At 66.6% G+C, this 1571-nt stretch carries 1 protein-coding gene and 1 pseudogene; one reads left to right on the plus strand and one right to left on the minus strand.

Features of this window, described 5'->3' with window-relative positions; all coding sequences use genetic code 11:
* A pseudogene (locus ABWP50_RS09315) lies at window positions 1–497 on the minus strand (hypothetical protein); the annotation flags it as partial.
* A 94-nt stretch (window positions 498–591) separates the two neighbouring features.
* On the opposite strand from ABWP50_RS09315, the gene bdcA reads away from it, so the two are divergent.
* The gene (gene bdcA / locus ABWP50_RS09320; RefSeq protein ID WP_353217721.1) at window positions 592–1305 is read left to right on the plus strand and encodes an SDR family oxidoreductase; all 714 of its coding nucleotides are present in this window, start codon (window positions 592–594) and stop codon (window positions 1303–1305) included.
* Window positions 1306–1571 lie beyond the last annotated feature (266 nt).

Below are 1571 nucleotides of genomic sequence, written 5' to 3' on the forward strand. Positions count from 1 at the left end.
TAGCAGCGCTCCATCTCCGATTTCTTGGCGCCCAGCGCGGTGCCGGCCAGAAAGCTGCCGACGGTTGCCACCGCGCCGCCATGCCAGCCGCCCAGCGCGCCCCACACCAGGCTGTTGCCCGGATGGGCGGCACGAATCGCTTCAAACCGGCGGCGCACATCCTTGGCCAGGCCGATGCCGCGTGTCAGTTGCGCGCGGTAAGCGATGGCGACGGCCTTTTGCAATTGTGCTTCGGTGTTGCCGGGCGCGCGGGCCAGCGCCGCATCGAAATCGCGCTCGGCGGCGGCCACTTGCGCCAGGGCCTGATCCTTGCTGCTGGTTTGATAGCCGGCAATCGAAAGCTGCGCGCGTCCGGCCAGGATCAGGCTTTCGACACTGTTTTCGGCCCGGCCATCGCGCACGGCAGCGGCCCAGTTGCCAGCGCGGAATTCATCGCTGGTGGCGGCATGAGCCGGGCTGGCCAGGATGAGAAGAAGGGCGGCAAAGGTCTTGGTCATGCTGTTTCCCGCTTGGAGAGGCCGGTCTTGTCAGCAATACTGCGCGCGAACGCCAGAACGGCGCATGAACCCTAGCACGCGAAGGTTGACCCAGATGAGCGATTTTACCGGAAAATCTGTTATGGTTCTGGGCGGCAGCCGCGGCATCGGCGCCGCGCTGGTGCGCCACTTTGCGGCAGCGGGTGCAAATGTGCGCTTCAGCTATTCCGGTTCGCCCGATGCAGCGGCGGCGGTGGCGGCCGAAACCGGCGCGGCTTCAGTGCAGGCTGACAGCGCCAACCGCGACGAGTTGATCGCAGCGGTGGCAGCGGCTGGCGCGCTCGACATCATGGTGATCAACGCCGGGGTGGCGATGATGGGCGATCCGCTGAAGCTTGATGCCGATGCCGTGGACCGGCTGATCGATATCAACGTGCGCGCAGCCTATTTTGCCGGGGTGGAGGCCGGGCGGCAGATGCACGACAATGGCCGCATCATCATCATCGGTTCGGTGAACGGCGACCGGGTGCCGGGCGCGGGCTTCACCGCTTATGCGCTGTCCAAATCCGCCGTGCAGGGCATCGGCCGCGGCCTGGCCCGCGATTTCGCGCCGCGCGGCATCACCGTAAACGTGGTGCAGCCCGGCCCGGTGGATACCGACATGAACCCGGCAGGCGGCCCGATGGCGCCGATGATGCACGCCGCGATGGCCATCAAGCGCCACGCCACTGCCGATGAAGTGGCCGGCCTGGTGCTGTACCTGGCCAGCCCGGCAGCAGCGATGATCACGGGCACGACGCAAACGATGGATGGCGGTTTGGGGATTTAGCAGGGGGATTGATCATTCGCTGACCGGGCCAACCGTGACTTTTTTGGGACCACGCGGCCCGTCCCTGCGGCGTTGGCGAACGACGGATTCCGTGCAAACCCGGACATTGGTTCGCACAACCGCCCAGCCTATCGGTGCCGACGCATAATCCCGGCGGCCACCCCGCCCGACCTCGAGAGCCGCGCGCAGTGGCGGCCCGGAATTGACGGACATCGCGCAAAACCGGCCTCACTGTGCCGCGATTGCGGCAAACGACGGCGAGCGGC

This window comes from Sandarakinorhabdus sp., assembly GCF_040398645.1.
GTDB lineage: Bacteria > Pseudomonadota > Alphaproteobacteria > Sphingomonadales > Sphingomonadaceae > Sandarakinorhabdus.